The following is a 19,147-nucleotide window of genomic DNA, read 5'->3' on the forward strand; positions in this document are numbered from 1 at the left end:
GCCGTGCGAAGGTGATACCTCCGGCATCAGACTGCGGTAGACCCAAGAGACATCACCCATCCGCGCCGTGGGCCAGAGATTGGAAAAACAAGCGGCGGCGGTTCCCATGTTGCATTGAAATCTTGTCGCTTATCCTGCATGAAGGTTCAAACACTATCGGCCCGCAGCGCCAGGGCGCTGACATTTATCGGCCTGAGCGTCACAGCAGCCTCGGCCTTTGCCACCGACTCTTTTGTGGTTCGCGACATCCGGCTCGAAGGCTTGCAACGCGTCGAACCGAATACCGTCTTCGCGTACCTGCCCATCAAGCAGGGCGACACTTTCACTGACGACAAGGCCTCGCAGGCCATCCGTGCGCTGTACGCGACGGGCTTCTTCAACGACGTCAAGATTTCGACCGAAGGTAACGTCGTCGTCGTGCAGGTGCAGGAACGTCCGGCAATCGGCACCATCGATTTCTCGGGCCTGCACGAATTCGACAAGGACAACCTGAACAAGGCGCTGAACTCGGTCGGTTTGTCGCTGGGCCGCTATTACGACAAGTCGCTCGTCGACCGCGCCCAGCAGGAACTGAAACGCCAGTACCTGACGCACGGCTACTACGCAGCCGAAGTCACGACCACGGTCACGCCGATCGACCGCGACCGCGTCGGTCTGCTGTTCTCGGTGATCGAAGGTCCGAGCGCGAAGATCCGCCAGGTCAACTTCATCGGTAACAAGGTGTTTAGCGACGGCACGCTGCGCGATGAAATGCAGCAGTCCACGCCTAACTGGTTCTCGTGGTACACGAAGAACGACCTGTACTCGAAAGACAAGCTGACCACCGACCTCGAGAACATCCGCTCGTACTATCTGGATCGCGGCTACCTCGAGTTCAACATTGACTCGACTCAGGTCTCGCTGTCGCCGGACAAGAAGGACATGTACCTCACGCTCACCCTGCATGAGGGCGAGCCGTACACGATTTCGGGCATCCATCTGGCCGGCAATCTGCTGGACCGCGAGGCGGAGCTTTCGAAGCTGGTCAAGATCAAGGCGGGCGACCGTTTCTCGGCTGCCAAGCTGAAGGCTGCCACCAAGGCCGTGGTCGACAAGCTCGGTGAGTACGGTTACGCGTTCGCCACGGTGAATGCGCAACCGCAGATCGACCAGCTGCACCATACCGTCGACCTGACGCTGCAGGTGGATCCGAGCCGCCGCGTCTACGTGCGCCGCATCAACATTATCGGCAACACCCGCACGCGCGACGAAGTCGTGCGCCGCGAAATGCGCCAGCTCGAAAGCTCGTGGTTCGATTCGAGCCGTCTGGCGCTGTCGAAAGACCGGATCAACCGTCTTGGCTACTTCACCGATGTCGATGTGACGACGATACCGGTCGAAGGCACGGCGGACCAGGTGGACGTCGACGTGAAGGTCACGGAAAAGCCGACTGGCTCCGTTACTCTCGGTCTTGGCTATGGTTCCGGCGAAGGCCCGATCATTTCGGCAGGCGTGTCGCAGGACAACGTGTTCGGTTCGGGCACCAGTCTCGCGGTGAACGTGAATACCGCAACGACGTTCCGTACGCTGACGGTCACGCAGGTCGACCCGTACTTCACGGTGGACGGCATCAAGCGTATTACCGACGTCTACTACCGTACCAGCGAGCCGCTGTACTACTCGAACACGACCGACACGAGCTTCCGGATCATCACCGCAGGCGCGGATATGAAGTTCGGCATTCCGTTCTCCGAATCGGACATGGTGTACTTCGGTCTCGGCTTCGAACAGAACCGTCTCGACGTCGACGCCACTACGCCGCAAAGCTATATCGACTACGTGAACGACTTCGGCCGCGTGTCGAACAACGTGCCGCTGACGATCGGCTGGTCGCGCGACAATCGTGACAGCGCACTGGTGCCGAGCCGCGGTTACTTCACGCAGGCGAACGCCGAATGGGGCTCGCCGATCGGCAGTACGCCTTACTATAAGGCCGACCTGCAGGCACAGTATTACTACTCGTTCGCGCGCGGCTTCGTGCTGGGCCTGAACTTCCAGGGTGGTTACGGTAACGGTCTCGATGGCAAGCCGTTCCCGATTTTCAAGAACTACTACGCCGGCGGTATCGGTTCGGTGCGCGGCTACGAGCCGAGCTCGCTGGGTCCGCGCGATGCGACCACGGGCGATCCGATCGGTGGTTCGAAGATGCTGGTGGGTAACATCGAACTGACGTTCCCGCTGCCGGGCACAGGCTACGACCGCACGCTGCGCGTCTTCACGTTCTTCGACGGCGGTAACGTCTGGGGCGACGAAGGCAGCAGTATCGGCGCGAATGGCCTGCGCTATGCGTATGGTGCGGGTCTCGCGTGGATCTCGCCGATCGGGCCGCTCAAGCTCAGCCTTGGCTTCCCGCTCGTCAAGCACTCCGGCGACCAGTACCAGAAATTCCAGTTCCAGATCGGGACAGCGTTCTAAGTCTCGCATCAAGTCGCAAAACGAGGGCAGCCGGTGGCTGCCCTCAGTCGTTTACTGTCCCTCGCTGCACCTCTCTGCGCACCTTGCGGGCCTTCTGCCTGCACGACACGCCGCCGCCGCGAGCGCCGCGGCGCGTGCTGCCGTCCTCAGAGCAGCAAATATGAAAATCAGGTAGGGTTCTTGCCGCGATTACAGCGCACAGTCGTGCGCGTATGCTGCATTTGCCGGCCCTCGGCGTTCTTCGTTCGAGGCTCGGTTCTTGAGAGATGCCGCTCCGGCGAGACGTGGCGAGAGGAAGAGACATCATGGATAACAACGGAACTGGACCAACCCACCCACACTCCCATCCCAGCGAACGCCGGCGCGGTATCGTAGCCGGGCTCGTCTACGTGTTCGAGCAGGTTATGCCGGACCCGTTCGTCCTATCAATCGGTCTGACCGTGGTCGTCATTCTGCTGGCGTTCGCCTTTGCGCCGCACGCCACTGTCCCCGTGATCCTGACGTCCTGGTATGGCGGTACCTTCAACATCCTGGGCTTCGCGCTGCAGATGATCCTGATTCTGGCGACGGGTTACGCCATCGCCGAGGCGCCGCTCGTACAACGCGGTCTGCGGGCGATTGCAGCCGGCGTGAGCACACCAGCACGCGCCGCGCTGCTGGTCTTTCCGATCGTCGCGGTGGCCGCATGGTTGAACTGGGGGCTTGGTCTGATCGTCGGCGCGTTGCTGTCGCGCGAAATCGCGAAGCGCGTGAAAGTGGACTTTGCGTGGCTCGTTGCGGGCAGCTATTCGGCCTGGTCGGTCTGTAACAGCGGGCTGTCGAGTTCGATCGCGTTGTCGCAGGCTTCGCATGGCAATGCTTTGAACCTGGTGGAGAAAGCCACCGGACAGGTGATTCCGCTGAGCCAGACGGTGTTCGCCCCATTCGTCTTCATTCCGACTGTGCTGGTGGTGGTGGTCATGACGGCGATCTTCATCCGGATGCACCCGAAGCCTGAACACGTGGTCGCTTTTAGCGAAACCGCGCCGGAAGCGGGCGCCGCGACGAATGGCAGCGCGCAAGCCCAGGCGGACGCCGATCCGCACGCGCGTGGCGCGTCGCCGACTTCGTTCGCCGCTCGCGCCGAGCGCTCGATGCTCGGCACGCTGATCCTGCTCGTGCTGGGCATCGGTTATCTGGCGATGACCTGGTCTGCGAAGGGCTTCGAGCTCGACATCAACACGACGATCCTGATCTTCCTGCTGGTGGGGCTCGCGCTGCAGCGCACTCCCATCGCCTACGCCGATGCGATCCGCCGCGCCGCGCGGCAGACCGGTTCGATGCTGCTGCAGTATCCGGTGTACGGCGGCATCATGGGCATCATGACGGGGACGGGCCTCGCATCGACGATTGCCAAGACCTTCGTGGCGATTGCCACGCCGGTGACGCTGCCGGTGCTGAGCTATCTGAGTTCGCTGATCATTACGCTGCTGATTCCGAGCGCGGGCGGCCACTGGGCCGTGCAGGGGCCGTTCGTGCTGCCGGCGGCGCTGAGCCTGCATGCATCCGTACCGCGTACCGCGATGGGCGTGGCGATGGCCGAGAACGTCTCCAATATGCTGCAGCCGTTCTGGGCAGTCCCCGTCGTCGCGATTGCGGGGATTCGCATTCAGCGCGTGATGGGCTACACGGCTGTCACCTTTGCGGTGTCGCTCGTGATTTACGGTGTTGCGCTCTGGCTGATTCCGTAAGCGTCGCAATGACGGACGGACTCACCGACGCCACGCGCATGCACGACAACGGTGCGCGTGGCTCGCGGTGAAATTCCGGTGAGATCCAGCGAAACTCAAATGGACGGCGCCACCATCAGAATGGCGATGACTTCGCCGGCCGTGGCGATCGCTACAGCCGATTCGACCGGGTTGGTGTTGAGGAACGTCCACAGGTCGATATCGTCGCGGAACTGACTCCAGGTGCCGAAAAAACCCAGCGAGAGAATCAGTCCGAACAGCAGGCTAAAGCCCAGTGTGATGCCTAGCCACTTGTCCTGACTCAGCAGATTGGCGGCGAAGGAAAAGGCAGCGAGACAGACGACCTGGGCGGCTAGAACAATGAGCATGCCGGGATGGTACTGGATGCCTTTATACGTAAACGAGCGCGACAGGCGTGAGCGCTCATAGCGGTTGCCCATGGTCTTTCCTTGCGAGTCCCGGCTCGCCAAACGTGCGGTGGTAATGTTAACGGTACGCCCAAATTCAATGAAGTCAAGGCACACCGGCTAAGGATAAGCGAGTAAGGATACCTACGGAATCCTGTCGCCGGTCCGCTCACGGTTCGGCGCAGGCAAAGCTGCTTGCGCGATTGATATTGCCTTTGCCGACATAGCGCGGAAAGGTCGGATACCGGCAGATCGGACGTGTGCGCCCGTTAGTGGCCAAGGCGATATCCGTCGCTGTCAGCGTCTCCGGCGCCACACCATGCGTGACCCAATTGTCGAGTGCGCCGAGCAGGTCGACCGACGGAATGAACACACCATTGCCGTGCTGATAACCCGGCACCATGTAGAGGCGCATGAACGCATCGACCTTGTCGTTGCCAAAACGCCTATTGAGCGCTTCGTAGTACGCAATGGTCTGGTTCGGGCTGATGACTTCGTCCGCGAGGCCCTGCAGCGTGATCAGTTTGCCGCCGTGCGCGATGTAGCGCGACAGGTCGGTGTCCATCGCGCCGATCGTTTCCGAAAGCGCGAACAACTGCTGCCGGTAGCGCCCCGGATGCAGCGGATCGAAGTTCAGCGAATTGAACTTCGCATCCTGAGTGACGAAGTAGCGCACGTAACTGTCGCCTTGGGTGAACATATAGCCGTTGGCAACAAACGTGGGCAGCGGCAGGCGCACGGGGTCATGTCCAAGACCGAGTGCGCTGGTGAAACGCGTGCCCTCGAACACGTTGTAGCCTGCATAGCGATTCGCGTTCCATGCGAGCGGGTAGGGCAGGGACAGGCCATCGGTGAGCACGCGCAGCGTCGCGATCTGCGCTTCCGTCAGACACGCGTCGTTGTTGCCCGATGACGCGACGGGCATGGACGGCGTGGATGGCGGGCAGCGCAACGAATCGATGATCTCCGGCTCGTGCTGGCGGCATCCCTCCACGTCGCTGACGATGCCGTCGGCGGCGCCGTCGAGTTTGTCGCAGATCTCCAGCGAGCGTTGATAGATGCGCTCGAGCATCGCAGGTGGCAGATAGCCACCCGGCGTGCCGTACTCGGCGTGCCCGAGCACCACACCGAGCAGGCGCACGCCGGAAAAATTCAGCGCGGGCGAATTGGCGATCACGCCGTCGTAGTCGTCGGCAAAACGCTGCATGACCGTGTAGCCTTCGCGGCCGCCGGTCGAGCCGCCCGCAAAGTACATCTTCTCGGGCGGCCGGCCGTACGCACGCTTGATGAGTTCAAGCACGGCATCGTGGGTTTTCTTCAGATGCGCGTAACCGAAATTGATCACGGCTTCGTTGACGAGGCCGAAGTTGGCGAGCGCGGAATTGCCGGTGTGACCGGAGTCGTCGCCGAAGGTCGCATAGCCTTCCGCGAGCGGCGCATGATCCGGCGAGAACGGCATCACGCCGGTGCCGCTCACCACCACGCCGTCATATCCGCCGCCGCCGATCTGCAGTGCGCGGCCGTTCCAGTTGACCGGCAGGTTCAGGTCGAAATGGATATCGGGCGTGTTTGCGTCGAGGGCCAGGATGCTGCCGGTGATCCGGCAGAATTCGCCGCTCTGGTTGCCCGAGGCGGTGGCGGGAATCATGACGGCGCTGTCGATCCGCGCGCCGCGGGTGGGTAAGGCGATCACCTGGGCAGGCAGCGTGCTGCTGGCGAGCGCTGTGCATTGTGCGGCGAGTGCGCCTCTGGACGACAAGGCGGCGGCGTCGAGAGGCTTGAAGAGAAGAAGCATCGCACAGAGCAGCACGGCCATCGCGGACGCCGCCTTGACGATTGCGGCGCGGATGATTCTGGCGACGCATACGGTCCTTGCCACCGCCGCGCTCATCTGCACCCTGCGCCGGTCACGGCGGGGCGCGACGAATCACCTTTCCAGCCGCTCCAGCCGCGTGCGATGACGAGCATCGCGGTGATCGCAACGAGGTCGCCGCTGAGCGCTACGAGCTCGCCGGTGAGGCCGCGAAAGGCATGCGGCGTAGCCGTATCGACGATCAGGGACACCAGCGTGCCGGTCACGAAACAGACGAGACCGGTGCGCCCGACACGTACTACGGCCGGCAAGCGTTCCGCAATCCACGCGATGCTGCCGAGGCGCACCAGGCGGGTAGTTAGCCACAGAATGGCGAGAAAGTTGATCACGCGATCCACCGAGAGATTCTGTTTATACGTGCCGGGCAGCGGCTGCGTCAGCACGAAAAGTTTGACCACGGCGAAGGCAAGCACCGCGGCGAGGCCGGCACGTACCAGCCAGCGCGCCGTGTTCGACGCATGGAAGGCTTTGCTCAACGGATGCAGGCGGCACACGATGCCGAGTACGAACATCAGTTGCCATGCAAACGGATTGAAAGCCCAATCGCTCACGTCGTCAATACTGAAGAACGCCGCCAGCGGCCGCGCCGCGGCCCACACGGCCACGCTCAGCAGCAATGCCGTGACAGCCGAACGCCGCGCGAGCGGCACGATGAGCGGCACGCACAACGCGAACATCACGTACATCGGCAAGACACTCGATAGGTACGGCTGGCGTCGCAACACGAGGATATCGAACGCTTCGCGCAGAGGATGACTGGCGAACGGCGGCCAACCGGTCAGCGCGACCATCGGCGGGTTCAGGTGAGACACCGCCAGCAGCGCGCCGGACAGCAGCGTCAACACAGCGGTCAGCAGATATGCGCGGTAAATCTCCCAGCAGCGTTTGACAAAGCGCATCTGCGCGGCCCCTGGACCACGACGTGTCAGCACCGCCGTATAGGCTGCGGCCGACGCATAGCCGCCGAGAAACACGAACACCTCGGCCGAGTCGCAAAACGCGTAGGCGTGCAGCATCAGATGCGACAGCGCGCTGCCGGGAATGTGATCCAGCACGATGACGATCAGCACGATCCCGCGGAAAAAGTCCACTTCGATCGAGCGTCCGCTTCCTGATTCCATGGAGTTCCCTGGGGAGAGAGGCCGGCTGGAACAGCCGGGTTCTCGCTTGTAAGAAACACCTTAGGAAGGATCGTTCCCGGTCACAGGCAGCGCCGTGCCTAATGGATTCACAACACTGAATTTGCCTTTGCGGAGCGGGGGTTACAGGGCTGGCCGGCGCGGTTGGCCCGCAATTTGCTCGGTTTGTCGCGCCGGCCGGCGGAACGAGCGCCTTTGCTGAGGCTCGCCCGGGCGGCACATGTTCAATAATCACGTCAGATCATGACGTCACAACCATGACGCAGAATAAGGCTAACGAGCGCGCTGCGCGATTATCTTCAGGGATCGAAGGGATCGACGACATCCTTGGCGGTGGCTTGACGCCGCATAGGATGTACCTCGTGGAGGGCGCGCCGGGGACGGGCAAAACCACCCTGGCGTTGCAATTTTTACTGAAAGGCACCGCTGAGGGGCAGAGAGGTCTCTACATCACGCTGTCCGAGACGAAGTCCGAACTGATCTCGGTCGCGGCCAGCCACGGCTGGGATGTCAGCCAGTTCAAGATCGTCGAACTGCTCTCCGACGAGGGGCTCGATCCGCGCTACGAACAGACCGTCTTGCAGCCCGCTGAAGTCGAGCTGGGCGAGACCGTGCGCGACGTCATCCAGCAGGTGGATGAACTCAAGCCCGTGCGTATCGTGCTGGACAGTTTGTCGGAATTGCGGCTGCTGTCGCAGAACCCGCTGCGCTACCGGCGTCAGATTCTGGCGTTGAAGCGCTATCTGGCCACCCGCGAATGCACGGTGCTGCTGCTCGACGACAACACGGCGGAGCCTGGCGATCTGCAATTGCATAGCATCGCGCATGGCGTGATCAGTCTGGACAGCATGGCGCACGACTACGGCGGCAACCGGCGCCGTCTGCGGATCGCCAAGATGCGCGGCATCAAGTTTCGCGAGGGCTATCACGACTTCTCGCTCGATACCGGCGGCATCAAGGTCTATCCGCGTCTGGTCGCGGCCGAGCACCATGCGAAGTTCGATTCGCATGCGCTCAGCACCGGCAGCGAGCGCTTGAACACGCTGCTCGGCGGTGGCCTGATTCCGGGCACCAGCGCGCTCATGATCGGGCCGTCGGGAGTCGGCAAGACCACGACGGTGGTGTCGTGCCTGATCGCGGCGCTCAAGCGAGGCGAGCGCTGTGTCTACTACCTGTTCGACGAGACGCTCAGCACGCTGTTGCTACGCTGCTCGAATCTCGGCATGGACCTGCAACCGCATATCGATGCAGGACTGTTGCACGTGCGCCAGATCGATCCGGCGGAACTCTCTCCAGGCGAATTTGCCGCGGACGTGCGCGACGCTGTCGAGAACCGCAATATGAAGTACGTCGCGATCGACAGTCTCAATGCCTATCTGCAAGCCATGCCGGGCGAGCGCTATCTGCTGCTGCAGATGCACGAGCTGCTCGGTTATCTAAACCAGAAGGGCGCCATCACACTGCTGGTGCTGGGTCAGCACGGCATCATCGGCGAGGTGCAGAACGATATCGACATCAGTTACCTCAGCGATGTCGTGGTGTTGTTCCGCTACTTCGAGCACGGTGGCGAGGTATTGACCGCGATCGCCGCGGTCAAGAGCCGTGCGAACGCGCACGAACGCTCGATCCGCCAGTTCCGCCTCGGCGCCGACGGCGTCGAGATAGGCGAGGCACTGCGCGACTTCGACGGCGTACTGACCGGCTTGCCTTCCTACAAGGGCGGCACTGCCTTGTTGTCCACTACGGAAAATGTTATCGCTCGTGCCGGCTAATCCATCCATGGAGCGTCGCGTCCTGATTCTGGCCCCGTTCGGCCGCGATGCCGACGTGATTTCCGAGTTGCTTACCCGGGACGGCCGCTCTTGCGTCCAGTGTGCCGACGCGCAGGCGCTGACGGCCGAGTTGGGCAATGGGGCGGCCACGGCGCTGATCACCGAAGAGGCGCTCGGCGGTGAGCAGGCCGCCGCGCTGTTCGACTGGCTGGAAAGCCAGCCCGCATGGTCCGACTTCCCCATCATCCTGCTCGCGAGCAACCGTGTGTCGCGGCGTTCGGCGCAAAGCCTCGAGGTGCTCGAGCGGCTTGGCAACGTGGTCGTGCTGGAGCGGCCCCTGAACTCCGAAACGCTGCGCCGGGCCGTGACTTCGTCGTTGCGTGCGCGTATCCGGCAGTACGATTCGCGCCGGCATCTCGACGAGTCGCGCCAGCATCTTGCACAACGCATCGAAGCCCAGGAAGCCCTGGTTCAGCTCAACGACTCGCTGGAAAGCAGGATTGCGGCACGCACGCACGAGCTTGCGTCTGCGAACAACCGTCTGATGAAGGAGATTCACGAGCGTGCCAAGGTGCAGGCGGTGCTGGTCCAGTCGCAGAAGATGGAAGCGTTAGGTCAACTGACCGGTGGCATCGCGCACGACTTCAATAACCTGCTCAACGTCATCATGGTGAACGCGGAATTGATCGCGCGCGTGAGCGCCGATGAGCGCGTACGCACCATGGCCGCGACCGCGAAACGCGCCACCGAGCGCGGCGCGAAACTGACGGGCCAGTTGCTGACGTTCTCGCGCACGAGTAACTTCGATCTGAAAGCGGTGGATGTGGTGGCCTTGCTGCATGGCATGCGCGACATCATCACGGTCTCGCTAGGCTCGACGATCCAGTTCACCACTCACTTCGACGCCGAGGAGTTCTGGACCGAAGCGGATGCCAATCAGCTCGAACTGGCCATTCTCAACCTCGCCATCAATGCGCGCGATGCGATGCCGGGCGGTGGCAAACTCGATGTGCAGGTCGGTCTGCGCACGGCGCCGGATCCCACGCTTGCGGACGGGCACTATGTCGTCGCCGAGTTCCGCGATACCGGCATGGGCATTCCGGTAGACGTCATTTCACGCGTGTTCGATCCGTTCTTCACCACCAAGCCGATCGGCAAAGGTACCGGGCTCGGTTTGAGCCAGGTGTATGGGATTGCTCGCCAGGCCGGCGGCACGGCGCGTATCGAGAGCGAACCAGGACGGGGCACGACGGTGCAGCTATGGCTGCCATTGCGCGAGCGTGTCGTGTCGGAGTCCGAAGCAGTCTCTGCGGTCGAGCAGAAAGTGGAGGGCATCAAGCGGATTCTGGTCGTCGAGGACGACAACGAGGTCCGAGGCATGCTCGTCGACTCGCTCAAGATGCTCGGCTATGTGGTCACCGAGGCGCCGGACGGCAGGGCGGGTCTCGGGCGGCTCGCGAGCGACAAGCCCGATCTGCTGATGGTCGACTTTGCGATGCCTGGGATGAATGGCATCGATGTGATTTCCGCAGCGCGCAAGGTGCGAGATGACCTTCCTGTCATTCTCGCGACAGGATATGCCGACGTCGATATTTCGCGTCTGGCGGTAAGGCGCTGCAGTATTTTGCGCAAACCGTTCCAACTCGACGAACTGGCGCGAACGGTGCGGCTCAGTCTGATCGGATAACGCGGCGCCGGCGGCAACCGTTACGGCCTTTGTGGTCAGCGCATTAGGGTTTCCTCTGCCTGCTTAATTGTGTGCCGGTGTGCGATTGTGCTGGGTGGCGCCGATCGATGCGGTCGACGCCGGTTGCATCGGGACGTGCGTTCGGCAAAACAGAATTCCCTTTGCCGGTGCCGATCGGGCGACTACCCTTTGGCTACCTGGGCGGATTGCCGCTCAAGCGTCGGTGATCCGCATCGAGTTTCGTGAAGGGGAGCATTCATGGAGATTGAGACCCGTACTCTGGCGCGCGTGACGGCGCGGCTAGTACCGTTTCTGGTCGTCTGTTATTTCGTCGCTTATCTGGATCGCGTCAACGTCGGTTTTGCCGCGCTTCAAATGAACAAGGATCTGGGCCTGTCCTCAAGCGCATTTGGCTTCGGCGCCGGGATCTTTTTCATTGCCTACTTTTTCTTCGAAGTGCCGTCGAACCTGTTGCTGGAGAAATTCGGTGCGCGGCGCTGGATTGCGCGGATCATGTTCACGTGGGGCATCCTTGCCGGCGCGATGGCGTTCATACCGGACCTTTCCAGATACACCGGCATGTCTCCCGCTCACGTGTTCTACACGCTGCGCGTTCTGCTTGGCATCGCCGAGGCCGGGTTTTTCCCAGGCATCATCTTTTTGCTGACGCTGTGGTTTCCCGCCATGTATCGCGCCCGCGTGGTCGGCTATTTCATGGCGGCAATTCCGCTGTCCACGGTGATTGGATCGCCGATTTCCGGCGCGTTGCTCGGTCTCAATGGCATGGGCGGCATGGCAGGGTGGCAGTGGGTGTATCTGCTCGAGGCGGCGCCTGCTTTGGTGCTGTCGATCGTGGTGTTCTTCTATCTGACCGACCAGCCCGCCAAGGCTACCTGGCTCAAAGACGAGGAGCGCGACTGGCTCGTCACGCGGCTTGCTCAGGAGCGCTCCAAGCGCGAGGCCGTGCGCAGTTTCAGCGTACGCGAAGCGTTATTCAACCCGCGCGTGCTGGCAATCGCGCTGATCTATTTTGGTGCAAACGCAACCAATTACGGTCTGAGCTTTTTCTTGCCGCAGATCGTCAAGGCGTTTGGCCTCACGAACCTGCAGACGGGCTTTGTGACCTCGCTGCCCTATGTGGTCGGCGTGATCAGCATGATCTTCTGGGGGCGGCGTTCGGATCGCAAACTCGAACGCAAGTGGCACGTGGCGATTGCGCTGCTGGTGGCCGCGGGTGGGATCGGCGCGGCAGCGGGGCTGGATAACCCGGTGTTGAAGATGGCCGCGCTGTCGATTGCTGGCTTCGGCATTTTTGGTTGCCTGCCGATCATCTGGACGCTGCCGGCGGCGTTTCTGTCCGGCGCAGCGGCTGCAGCTGGCATTGCTACGGTGAACTCGCTGGGCAATCTGGCGGGTTTCTTCGGACCGTATGCGATGGGCTGGATCAAGGATAGTACGGGTGGCTTTGGCGCTGGCCTGCTGTGTCTGTCCGGTGCCGGGCTGGTGGGCGTAGCAGCGGTGCTGCTGCTGCATCACGACACGGCGCTGGAGCACGAGCCGGGAACGCTAGCCACACCTTCGGCTGCGGGGAATGAGGCTGGGCATCACGTCTAGCAGGGTTTGGCAAGCAGCTGCGCAGGCACCTCGCTCGGCTCAGGTGCCTGACGCAGGCACCTGAACTGGCGGGTCGATGCTTCGATCCAGTGCCTTGATCAGGTGCTTTGATCCGCGTTACGGCGCGTGCGCTGATAGGTCAGGAACGTATACGCCGGTTCGGCGCTGACTTCCACCCGCTCGATGCATTCGAAGTCGGCCGGCAACTCTGGAAACACCGCGTCGCCGACCGGCTCTACTGCGACTTCCGTCAGGTAGAACGTGTCCGCATAGGGCAAGAACAGCTTGTAGATCTGTTCGCCACCCGCGATGAAAATTTCCGTGCGTGCATCGTCCGCGATGATCCTGGCTGCTTCATCGAGCGAGTGGCACGTCGACACGCGCTCTGCCTCGATCACCTGCGAGCCGATCACAAGCACATCGCGCTTCGGAAGCGGCCGGCCAATCGACTCATAGGTGCGCCGGCCCATCACCACCAGATGTCCTTCGGTCAGTTCGCGAAAGCGCCGCTGTTCTCCGGGCGCCTTCCATGGAATATCGTTGGCCGCGCCGATTACCCGATTCATTGCCATTGCCGCCACCATCGAAATTCGCTTTCCGTTGAGCATGGTTATTTTCCGTCATCTGGACAGGGCTTCATTCTAGCGGCCGCGTCGTGCTAAGTTGTGAGCACTATTCATACGGGAGTGCCGATGGAATACCGCGTTGAGCTATTGACCGAGCGTCTGCATCTGCGCCGCGCCAGAAAGGGCGATGCGGCCGTGCTGTTTCGCAACTACACCGGCAGTCAGGCTTGTTCGCGCTTCCTGCAACGCCGCGCCGACCCCGATGCTGCTCGCACCCAGTCCATGCTGAGTAACTGGTGCGATGCGGCCTGGAAGCGGGACGATGAGGCGTCGTTCGCATGGGTCATCAGCACACGCGCAGAGGAAGAGGCGGTTGGCCTCTTTGTCGTCATTCCGCATGGACACAAGACCGAGATCCATTACGGAATCGGCGAGCGTTTCTGGGGGCAGGGACTGGTGGCCGAGGCGGGGCGTGCTGCGTTGTCCGCGCTCTGGCGCAACCCGGCCACCCAGCGCATCTGGACGGTTTGCGATCCTGAGAACACGGGGTCGAGGCGCGTGCTCGAAAAACTTGGTTTGCAGTGCGAAGGCACTTTGAAGAAATGGCTGCTGCTCCCCGCGTTCGGCGAAGAAGCGAGGGATTGCCTTGTCTTCTCCACGACTTCGCGCCCCGCAGGCGCGCCGGCGTAAGACCACGCATCCGGGCCGGCAGCCAGAAGTCGTCTGAAGCCTGATCTGCGGCGTAAATGCGGTCTGCCTGCGTGTTATGCTTGGATGCGCCCCGCACACGCTACCGGCAATCCCGCGCGATGCGCCATGGCTACGGGGCAGGAGTCGTCTCACGCGCTGCATCGGCCGCGCCACGATCAAAACAAGCACGGCCCACTTTCTCTTCATATGGATTATCGTCATCTGCAACAACGCAAGAGCCTGCATGGCCGCATCGTGCAGGAGCTCGGCATCTTTATCGTCAGCGGCAAGGTTCAGCCGGGACAGCGCCTGCCTGCCGAAGCCGAGTTGTGCGAACGCTATGGCGTGAGCCGCCCGGTGCTGCGCGAGGCAACGCGCGTGCTGGTGGCCAAGGGACTGGTGGTGTCGAAGCCGCGCGTGGGCAGCGTCGTGAGGCCACGTGAAGAATGGCACATGCTCGACCCCGATGTGCTGTACTGGACACTGAGCAGCGTGCCCGAAGGCGAGTTCTTCCGCTCACTGCTGACCGTGCGCCGCGTCATCGAGCCGGCCGCGGCCGCACTCGCTGCGACTGCAGCAACCAGCGAAGATCTGGCCCGTATCGCTTCCGCTTACGACAGCATGGAGCACGCGCCAACCGCCAACGCGTTGCTCGAACCGGACCTCGAGTTTCATCGCGCCATCATGGCGGCCACGCACAACGACTTGCTTGCGCATATCGGCAATATGCTGTCGCTCGCGCTCTCGGAGTCGATCAAGCTGACAAGCCGTCATCCGGACACGCATGCGCTGTCATTGCCGCGGCATAAGGCGATTCTCACGGCGATCCAGAGCCGTGATCCGCTCGGCGCGCGGCAGGCGAGCCTCGTTCAACTCGAGAATGCGAGTGCAGATGCCGAGAGCATCCTCGAAGTGGGACGTGGGCACGCAGCCTGAATCTGCAGACGGCTTTCCCGCTAACACACTTTAGGCTTGCGACGCGGCCGCTCCTGGCACCGCGCGCATCAGCGCACCTTCGCGTCCACCCGCGTGCATGCTCAATGCGAATGCCGCGGCACCTCCGCACCCCGGCATCCCACCAGGAAGTCGAAGTCGCATCCCTGGTCCGCCTGCAATACGTGTTCGACGTACAGGTTCCGGTAGCCACTTGCATCGGCGGAGACCGGTTGTTTGGCCCGCTTCCATTCGTCGAGGCGCGTCGCCAGTTCTGCGTCGCTCACATCCAGGTGTAGACGGCCGCCGTGACAGTCCATTTCGATCCAGTCGCCGTCTCGCACCACGGCGAGTGGACCGCCGGCGCGCGCCTCGGGCGCCACGTGCAACACCACCGTGCCGTAGGCCGTCCCGCTCATGCGGGCATCGGACAGGCGCACCATGTCCGTGACGCCTTGCGCGAGCAGCTTTGGCGGCAAGCCCATGTTGCCCACTTCAGCCATGCCCGGATAACCCTTCGGCCCGCAATTCTTCATCACGAGCACGGAGTCTGCGGTCACGTCGAGGTCGGGGTCGCCGATGCGTGCCTTGTAGTCTTCGAAATTTTCGAACACAACGGCGCGGCCGCGGTGCTTGAGCAGGGCCGGCGTAGCGGCGGACGGCTTCAGCACCGCGCCGTTCGGCGCGAGATTGCCGCGTAGCACGCAGAGTCCGCCGTCGGCGACGAGAGGTCTGTCCAGAGGACGGATCACTTCGTCGTTATAGAGCGGCGCGTCCTTGCAGTTGTCCCACAAGGTCTTGCCGTTGGCGGTCAGCGCGGTGGGATGCGGCAACAGGTTCGCCTCGCCGAGGCGCCGTATGACCGCGGGCAGACCGCCTGCGTAATAGAACTCCTCCATCAGGAAGCGACCCGATGGCTGCAGATCGACGAGCGTCGGCGTGCCGCGGCCCATGCGGGTCCAGTCGTCGAGTTCGAGGTTCACACCGATACGCCCGGCAATCGCCTTCAGATGGATCGCCGCATTGGTCGAGCCGCCGATCGCCGCGTTCACTCGAATCGCGTTCTCAAACGCTTCACGCGTTAGCAGTTTCGACAGACGCAGGTCTTCAAGGGCCATCTCCACGATACGCATGCCCGACATATGAGCGAGCACGTAGCGGCGTGCATCCACCGCAGGAATCGCAGCGTTGTGCGGTAACGTCACACCAAGCGCTTCGGCCATGCACGCCATCGTCGATGCCGTGCCCATCGTATTGCAGGTGCCCGCCGAGCGTGACATGCCGGCTTCCGCAGACATGAATTCATGCAGAGAGATCTTGCCCGCCTTGACCTGCTCGCTCAGTTGCCACACAACGGTGCCGGAGCCGATATCGCGCCCGTGGTGTTTACCGTTGAGCATCGGCCCACCGGTTACCGCAATGGCGGGCACATCGCAACTCGAGGCGCCCATCAGAAGCGCGGGGGTGGTCTTGTCGCAGCCGACCAGCAAAACCACCGCATCGATCGGATTGCCGCGAATCGACTCTTCCACGTCCATGCTCGCGAGGTTGCGCGTAAACATGGCAGTGGGCCGCAGGTTCGACTCGCCGTTCGAGAAGACCGGAAACTCGACGGGGAAGCCGCCCGCTTCGAACACCCCACGCTTCACATGTTCTGCAAGCTTGCGGAAGTGTGCGTTGCACGGCGTCAGTTCGGACCACGTATTGCAGATGCCGATGATCGGTTTGCCTTGAAACTCGTGATCGGGAATCCCCTGGTTTTTCATCCAGCTGCGGTACATGAAGCCGTTCTTGTCGGCTGTGCCGAACCATTGGGCTGAACGTAGCGTGCGTTTGGCTTCCGTCATGGGGCTGTCTCCGTAGTCTTTGATGATAGTAATACTATTCCCGCCGCATGGAGTATCGGTGTCTACCTGGCGTTCAGGATGCGCAAACTTTGGGTTTAAGGCGAGCACGAAGTGCCGGCCATTGTTTAGTACAGCGCATGCCGGGGAATAGTCCGACTAGTTAAGGGTATACATCGATTATGGGGTGCAGGCACGTGATATAGCATTTTCCGTGGACCTTGATGCGGAACCTTGTGCGCTTGAGCAAGCGGGTTTCGTTGTACGTGGTAGTGCCCGGCAAAGGCGCTTTCCCGGCCGGCGTCGTCATGAACAGTGCGTGTTGAACAACTGAGAGACGGGAGACTGATATGGCCGAGGAGCGGGAAGACCAGAAGGGTGAAGCACGGGACGAAGTAATACAGACCACGCGACGTGGTTTGCTGCAAGGCGCGGGGCTGGCCGCAGCGATGGCAATGCTTGGCGGTGTATCGACGCCGGCATTCGCAGCTGAAGGGTCGCCGTTCCCTTCGCACAAGAAGTGGAAGATTGTCTTCGTTAATCACGTCACAACCAATCCGTTCTTCGTGCCGACCCAGTACGGTATTGAGGACGCCTGTGGATTGTTGGGAATGGATTACCAGTGGACAGGTTCCGCCAACGCCGACGTCGGCGAGATGGTCAATGCGATGAACGCAGCGATTGCCGCCAAGGCCGATGCTATCGCGGTGCCGATCGTCGATCCGAAGGCGTTCGATGGTCCGATCCAGAAAGCGCTGGATGCCGGCATTCCGGTGTTCGCCTACAACGCGGATGCGCCACGCGGCAGCACCAATCCACGCCTCGCGTACATTGGCCAGGACCTGTACCTGTCGGGTTATCAGATGGGCGAGCGCATCGCCAGCCTGGTCGACAGCGGCACTGTCGCACTCTTTATCGCCACACCAGGGCAGCTGAACATCCAGCCCCGGCTGGACGGTGCGTCGGACGCGATCAAGAAGTCCGGCAAGAAGATCGATGTGCAGACGATTGCAACGGGCGCTACGGTCAACGAAGAACTCTCGAAGATCAAGTCGTTCTATCTTGGACACCAGGATGTGAAGGGCATGTTCGCGGTCGACGCGGGCAGCACGCAAGGTGTGGCCGAGGTGATGAAGGAATCGAACCTGCCGGCCAAGGGTGTGCATGGCGGTGGCTTCGATCTTTTGCCGCGCACGGTGCAGCTGATTCACGACGGCTTCCTCGACTTCACGATTGATCAGCAGCCCTACGTGCAAGGCTTTTATACCGTGGTGGAAGCGTTTACGTTCCTCGCCTCGGGTGGCCTCGTCGGACCGGCCAATGTCAACTCCGGCCTGAAGTTCGTCACCAAGGGCACGGTCGATCCGTACCTGAACACCGAAACGCGTTACGAAGGCAAGAGCACCAAGCCGCAAATCGTGCCGCATAGCGGTGGGATCAAGTCGTAATGTCATCTGTGACAGACGCGACGAAATCCAGTGGTCGCGCCAGGCGCTGGCCTGGCGCGATCGGACGTTCCAGCGAGATTCGCATTCTGGCGGTCGCGCTGATTCTGGCCGCCTACTTCGAGATCGCGAATCACGACTTTCTGCTGACCAGCGCGAGCCTCGAGAACCTGTCGCAGTTCATCGCGCCGGTGGCGATTATCGCGTGCGGCGAAATCATGTTGATGATTGGCGGCGAGATCGATCTCTCTGCCGGCATGGTGTTCGCCTTTGCGCCGTTCATCATGCACTTTGTGCACGAGGCCGGGGCGCCGACGTGGATCGCGTTGATCGTGGGCGTGGCGGCCGCCGGGGTGGTAGGGCTTATCAACGGGGCCGTCACGGTCTATCTGCGCATTCCCTCGTTCGTGACGACGCTTGGCACGCTGTTCTTCATCAACGGTCTCACGCTGACCATCTCGCGCGGCACGCCGGTGTCTACACCTGAAGGCGAAAGTTTCGCCTCCTTCATGGGCGCCTGGGGGTACAGCGAGATCATCTGGACTGTTGGGATCGCGATGATCATGCATGTACTTTTGCGCAACACGCGCTGGGGCTTGCATACGATTGCGTCCGGAGCGAATCCATTAGGTTCGAGCGAAGCGGGTATCAACGTGAAGCGGCTGAAACTCGGCAACTTCATTATCGCGGCGGTGCTGGCCGGCTTTACCGGGATTCTCGAAGGCTTTCGCATCACCTCGATCGATCCGCAGGCCGGCGGCAACCAGATCATGTTCCTCGCGGTGGCTGCAGCGGTGATCGGCGGAACGCCGCTCGCGGGTGGGTCGGGTACGATCATCGGCGGCCTGATCGGCGCAGCGGTGCTGGGCATTCTGAACGACGGCTTCACGCTGATCGGCATCAACGCCTTCACCTTCAACATGATTCTCGGCGCTGCGATTCTCGGCGCGATGATCTTCAACATCCACGTCGTGCGTCTCGCGCGTAAGTAAG

The 19,147-nt window shown here is 61.9% G+C and carries 14 protein-coding genes; 9 read left to right on the forward strand and 5 right to left on the reverse strand.

What is annotated here, in order from left to right; translation table 11 throughout:
• The first annotated feature begins 138 nt into the window (after positions 1 to 138).
• The gene (bamA, locus tag P3T17_RS21385) at positions 139 to 2,454 is read left to right on the forward strand and encodes an outer membrane protein assembly factor BamA (protein ID WP_083611451.1); all 2,316 of its coding nucleotides are present in this window, start codon (positions 139 to 141) and stop codon (positions 2,452 to 2,454) included.
• A gap of 305 nt (positions 2,455 to 2,759) precedes the next feature.
• Positions 2,760 to 4,184: a short-chain fatty acid transporter gene (locus P3T17_RS21390; RefSeq protein ID WP_429408797.1), complete on the forward strand. Its 1,425-nt coding sequence runs from the start codon at positions 2,760 to 2,762 to the stop codon at positions 4,182 to 4,184.
• A gap of 95 nt (positions 4,185 to 4,279) precedes the next feature.
• Here P3T17_RS21390 and P3T17_RS21395 read toward each other — a convergent pair whose 3' ends face one another.
• The 3 genes from P3T17_RS21395 to P3T17_RS21405 form a co-directional block, all read right to left on the reverse strand.
• Positions 4,280 to 4,624 (reverse strand): hypothetical protein, encoded by a 345-nt coding sequence (locus P3T17_RS21395; RefSeq protein WP_083611450.1) that lies wholly within the window; start codon positions 4,622 to 4,624, stop codon positions 4,280 to 4,282.
• A 136-nt stretch (positions 4,625 to 4,760) separates the two neighbouring features.
• On the reverse strand, positions 4,761 to 6,482 hold the full coding sequence (locus P3T17_RS21400; protein WP_429408798.1) for a tannase/feruloyl esterase family alpha/beta hydrolase: 1,722 nt from the start codon (positions 6,480 to 6,482) through the stop codon (positions 4,761 to 4,763).
• Entirely contained in the window at positions 6,479 to 7,585 is a 1,107-nt protein-coding gene (locus P3T17_RS21405) for an OpgC domain-containing protein (protein WP_429408799.1), read from the reverse strand. Before P3T17_RS21405 ends, P3T17_RS21400 begins: the two co-directional genes overlap by 4 nt.
• Before the next feature lie 275 nt (positions 7,586 to 7,860).
• Between P3T17_RS21405 and P3T17_RS21410 the strand changes: the two genes are divergently transcribed.
• From P3T17_RS21410 to P3T17_RS21420, 3 genes are all read left to right on the forward strand, one after another.
• Positions 7,861 to 9,375 (forward strand): ATPase domain-containing protein, encoded by a 1,515-nt coding sequence (locus P3T17_RS21410; RefSeq protein WP_074265370.1) that lies wholly within the window; start codon positions 7,861 to 7,863, stop codon positions 9,373 to 9,375.
• Between the two features lie 7 nt (positions 9,376 to 9,382).
• The gene (locus tag P3T17_RS21415) at positions 9,383 to 11,062 is read left to right on the forward strand and encodes an ATP-binding protein (RefSeq protein ID WP_074265369.1); all 1,680 of its coding nucleotides are present in this window, start codon (positions 9,383 to 9,385) and stop codon (positions 11,060 to 11,062) included.
• A gap of 258 nt (positions 11,063 to 11,320) precedes the next feature.
• Positions 11,321 to 12,676: an MFS transporter gene (locus P3T17_RS21420; protein WP_074265368.1), complete on the forward strand. Its 1,356-nt coding sequence runs from the start codon at positions 11,321 to 11,323 to the stop codon at positions 12,674 to 12,676.
• A 98-nt stretch (positions 12,677 to 12,774) separates the two neighbouring features.
• Here the strand turns inward: P3T17_RS21420 and P3T17_RS21425 are convergent, their stop codons facing one another.
• Positions 12,775 to 13,284 (reverse strand): dihydrofolate reductase, encoded by a 510-nt coding sequence (locus P3T17_RS21425; protein ID WP_429408800.1) that lies wholly within the window; start codon positions 13,282 to 13,284, stop codon positions 12,775 to 12,777.
• Positions 13,285 to 13,368: 84 nt separating this feature from the next.
• Between P3T17_RS21425 and P3T17_RS21430 the strand changes: the two genes are divergently transcribed.
• A complete protein-coding gene (locus P3T17_RS21430) occupies positions 13,369 to 13,932 on the forward strand; it encodes a GNAT family N-acetyltransferase (RefSeq protein WP_429408801.1) in 564 nt (187 codons plus the stop codon).
• Between the two features lie 207 nt (positions 13,933 to 14,139).
• On the forward strand, positions 14,140 to 14,868 hold the full coding sequence (locus P3T17_RS21435) for a FadR/GntR family transcriptional regulator (protein ID WP_074265365.1): 729 nt from the start codon (positions 14,140 to 14,142) through the stop codon (positions 14,866 to 14,868).
• A gap of 101 nt (positions 14,869 to 14,969) precedes the next feature.
• Here the strand turns inward: P3T17_RS21435 and P3T17_RS21440 are convergent, their stop codons facing one another.
• The gene (locus tag P3T17_RS21440; protein ID WP_429408802.1) at positions 14,970 to 16,712 is read right to left on the reverse strand and encodes an IlvD/Edd family dehydratase; all 1,743 of its coding nucleotides are present in this window, start codon (positions 16,710 to 16,712) and stop codon (positions 14,970 to 14,972) included.
• 347 nt (positions 16,713 to 17,059) lie between these two features.
• On the opposite strand from P3T17_RS21440, the gene P3T17_RS21445 reads away from it, so the two are divergent.
• Positions 17,060 to 18,157 (forward strand): sugar ABC transporter substrate-binding protein, encoded by a 1,098-nt coding sequence (locus P3T17_RS21445; protein ID WP_074265363.1) that lies wholly within the window; start codon positions 17,060 to 17,062, stop codon positions 18,155 to 18,157.
• A complete protein-coding gene (locus tag P3T17_RS21450; protein WP_429408803.1) occupies positions 18,157 to 19,146 on the forward strand; it encodes an ABC transporter permease in 990 nt (329 codons plus the stop codon). The genes P3T17_RS21445 and P3T17_RS21450 overlap by 1 nt, the downstream gene beginning before the upstream one ends.
• The last annotated feature ends 1 nt before the right edge of the window (position 19,147 follow it).

This window comes from Paraburkholderia sp. GAS82, from assembly GCF_050436285.1.
In the GTDB taxonomy this organism is placed as follows: domain Bacteria; phylum Pseudomonadota; class Gammaproteobacteria; order Burkholderiales; family Burkholderiaceae; genus Paraburkholderia; species Paraburkholderia phenazinium_B.